A 3,657-nucleotide genomic window follows, 5' to 3' on the forward strand; every position below is an offset into this window, starting at 1 on the left:
GATGCTGATCACCTGGATCGAAGCCTCGAACCTGTTGCGCAATTCGCTGGAGTACCTGACCTGGGTCGACGCCGACAACATCACCCACCCGTACCTGGCAGAAAGCTGGAGCCCGTCCGACGACCTCACCACCTGGACCTTCAACCTGCGCCAGGACGTGAAATGGAGCAACGGTGACAGCTTCAACGTCGACGACGTGCAGCACAACATCGAACGCTGGATCGCTGCCGACTCCAAGTCGGTCAACCGCACCGCGTTCCAGGACATCAAGGCCTTCGAAAAAGTCAGCGACTACCAGTTCCGCCTGCAACTGAAACGGCCGATCCTGGCGATTCCGGAAATGCTCAACGCCTTCACGTGCGCCATCGTGCACCGCAGCTTCAAGGCCGGCGACGACTGGTCCAAGAACCCGCTGGCCACCGGGCCGTTCAAGCTGGTGGCGTTCGCAGTGAACAAGCAGGCGACCTTCGCCAAGCGCGCCGATTATTGGGGCAAACCCGCCAACCTCGACGAGCTGCGTTACATCGACATGGGCACCGACGTGTCTACCCACCTTGCCGCACTGCAAGCCGGGCAAGTCGACGTGCTGTACCGGGTGACGGTGGCCGAGCTGGACCTGGCCAAGCGCCTGCCGGGCGCGCAGTTGCTGACCTGCAAATCCGCGCAAACCGTGGTGATGCGCATGGCCTGCGACCAGAAGCCCTTCACCGACCTGCGCATCCGCAAAGCCGTGGTGCTGTGCGCTGATAACGCGCAGATGCTCAAGATCGCCTATCGCGGCATGGGCACCTTGGGCGAAGACCACCATGTGGCCCCCTCTCACCCCGAATATTTCCCGTTGCCCAAACGCGAGCGTGACGTGGCGGCGGCAAAAAAGCTGCTGGCCGACGCCGGTTTCCCCAACGGTCTGGACATCGACTTGATCGTCGGCAACACCCAGGGCCGTTATGAGCAGGACTGCGCGCAGATCCTGCAACAGAACTGCCTGGAAGCCGGGATTCGCCTCAACCTCAAGGTGATACCTGCCGCTCAATACTGGCCAATCTGGGACAAAGCCGCGTTCAGTCTCACCTACTGGGCCCATCGCCCACTGGGCGTGATGTCCCTGGAGCTGGCCTATCGTGGCGGCGGCGCCTGGAACGAAAGCCACTACAGCGACCCGGCGTTCGACGCCGCGCTGGACAAGGCCATGGGCATCATCGACCCCAAGCAACGCGCGGTGGCGATGCAAAGCGTCGCGCAGATTTTGCAGGACGCCTGCGTGATCGTGCAGCCGTTCTGGGGCGACAAGTTCACCGCCGTGAGCAAAAAAGTGCAGGGCTTTGAGGTGCATCCTTCCGACTTTTACCCCATGGGGAACGTGTGGCTGAGCGCCTGAGTCAAGGCGCGCGTTTCCTGCCCACATGGGCAGGCATTCCAACCTTCGTCGGAGCATGCACCCATGGCTCATTTTCTATTGCGCAAACTACTGGCGCTGCTGGCGACCTTGCTGTCAGTGTCCTTGATCGTGTTCCTGGCCCTGGAACTTAACATCGAGGACGTCGCCATCAACGTCCTCGGCCCCTACTCCGCCGCAGACCAGCGTGCGGCGTGGCTGGTGGAACATGGCTACAACCAACCCTTCGTGTGGCGTTATCTGTTGTGGCTCAAGGACTTTGTCAGCGGCGACTGGGGCACCTCGGTGTATTTTCGCGAATCGGTGATCAAACTGCTGCTGCCCAACCTGGCGCAAACCCTCACCCTGGCCGGCCTGGCCCTGCTGGTGATGGTGCCCGTGGCGTTGACCTTAGGCATTCTCGCCGGCATTCGCCAGGGTTCGCTGCTGGACCGGCTGGTGTCGTTCCTGTCGATCGTCACCACGTCGATCCCCGACTTTGCCAGCGCGGTGTTCGTCTCGGCGATCTTTGTGTTCTGGCTCAACTGGCTGCCAGGCGTGAGCAGCATGAGCGATGGTTTCAGCGCCGTGCAACTGGTGTTGCCGTTGATGGTGCTGTGCCTGTTCGGCGTCGGCTACCTGGCACGGATCACCCGGGCGTCGATGGTCGAAGTGATGCAGTCGCCCTACATCCGCACCGCGCGGCTCAAAGGCGCCTCCACCGCGCGCATCGTGGTACGCCATGCCCTGCGTAACGTACTGATCGCGCCGATCACGGTGATCATGCTCTACATCCCGTGGCTGCTGTCCAACGTGATCGTGGTCGAGGTGTTCTTCGCCTACAAGGGCTTCGGCTCGCTGCTCTACACCGCGTCGCTGAACCATGACGTGTACCTGATCGAAGCCTGCGCGATGGTCAGCGCCGTGGTGGTGGGGGTTACCAAGATCTTCTCGGATCTGGCCTACACCTGGCTCAACCCGCGCATCACCCTGCGCAGTCTTGGGGGAGCGGCCCAATGAATCGTCTGCAAGCGTTTAAACATCCCTTGGCCTTGCTCGGCCTGTTGCTGGTCGGCGGCTGGGTGTTCATCGCAGTGTTCGCGCCTTGGCTCGCGCCCCATGACCCACTGGAAAGCTTCACCCCATTGCTCACGCCAATGACCACCGGCGACAACGGCCAGAGCTTCCTGCTGGGCACTGACATGATCGGTCGCGACATCCTCTCGCGGCTGATCTGGGGCACCCGCACGGTGCTGTTCTGGTCGATCCTGGCCACGCTCACGGCGTTCGCCGTCGGTATCGCCATGGGCCTGTGTGCCGGTTACTTCAACGGCTGGGTCGATGCGCTGCTGTCGTATGTGGCCGACACCGTGCTGTCGTTCCCGGTGCTGGTGTTGTACATCGTGATCATCATTGCCCTCGGCGCCTCGGCGCTGAACATCCTGATTGCGGTGACGTTTACCAGTGCGCCAGCGATCTTTCGCATCATGCGTGCGCTGACCATCGATATTCGCTCGCGCGACTACGTGCTCAGTGCAATCACCCAGGGCGAAGGCTCGCTGCGCATCATGCTGGTGGAGATTTTGCCCAACTGCGGTGGCCCGTTGATCGTGGATTTTTGCCTGCGCATCGGTTACACCGCGATCATGATTGGCGCCCTGGGTTTTCTCGGCCTCGGCCTGCCGCCGCCCACACCCGACTGGGGCGGCATGATCAACGACGGCCGCGCCATGGCCATCGCCTTCCCGCACCTGGTGATCTTCCCGTGCATTGCCATCTCCACCCTGATGCTGGGCTTGAGCCTGCTGGCGGACGGCCTGGATGAAAACGCCCAGCAAGGCGCAAGGAATTGAGCATGAACCCACAACCTGTATTGCGCGTGCAAAACCTCTCGATTGAACTGCCTGTCGGCGCAGACCGCAGCCATGCGGTGCACGGCATCAGCCTGGAGGTACGCAAGGGCGAAATCCTCTGTGTGATCGGCGAATCCGGCTCCGGCAAATCGGTGCTGTCGGCGGCGATTATGGGCGACTACGCCAAAGGCTTGCGCCACGCCGGTGGGGTGATCGACTTTCTTGGCGATGATATTTGCACCCTCGACGAAACCCGCCTGCGCCAGCTGCGCGGCAACCGCATCGCAATGATTTTCCAGGAGCCCATGGCAGCGTTGAACCCGGCGATCCGGATCGGCAAGCAAGTCGAAGAAATCTTCGATATCCATGCGCCGCAAATGCCCCAGCGCGAACGCCGCGAACGCATGCTCGCACTGCTGGAATCCACCC

4 protein-coding genes are annotated in these 3,657 nt (G+C 61.9%); all 4 read left to right on the plus strand.

Annotated elements, in window-relative coordinates:
* The coding region (locus tag FEM54_RS27460; protein WP_138453739.1) for an ABC transporter substrate-binding protein at positions 1-1,378 on the plus strand (1,378 nt) is incomplete at its 5' end.
* A 63-nt stretch (positions 1,379-1,441) separates the two neighbouring features.
* The gene (locus FEM54_RS27465) at positions 1,442-2,395 is read left to right on the plus strand and encodes an ABC transporter permease (RefSeq protein WP_138453740.1); all 954 of its coding nucleotides are present in this window, start codon (positions 1,442-1,444) and stop codon (positions 2,393-2,395) included.
* Positions 2,392-3,228, plus strand: a complete 837-nt coding sequence (locus FEM54_RS27470; protein WP_138453741.1) for an ABC transporter permease — start codon at positions 2,392-2,394, stop codon at positions 3,226-3,228. The genes FEM54_RS27465 and FEM54_RS27470 overlap by 4 nt, the downstream gene beginning before the upstream one ends.
* 2 nt (positions 3,229-3,230) lie before the next feature.
* Positions 3,231-3,657: ATP-binding cassette domain-containing protein (locus tag FEM54_RS27475; RefSeq protein WP_138453742.1), on the plus strand; the 427-nt coding region annotated here is incomplete at its 3' end.

The sequence above is a fragment of the Pseudomonas edaphica genome (assembly GCF_005863185.1).
Classification (GTDB): Bacteria; Pseudomonadota; Gammaproteobacteria; order Pseudomonadales; family Pseudomonadaceae; genus Aquipseudomonas; species Aquipseudomonas edaphica.

What these genes read in the sequence shown, in the direction of transcription:
- FEM54_RS27465 (WP_138453740.1), top strand. Translation starts at nt 1,442, where the DNA reads ATGGCTCATTTTCTATTGCGCAAACTACTGGCGCTGCTGGCGACCTTG.
- FEM54_RS27470 (WP_138453741.1), top strand. Translation starts at nt 2,392, where the DNA reads ATGAATCGTCTGCAAGCGTTTAAACATCCCTTGGCCTTGCTCGGCCTG.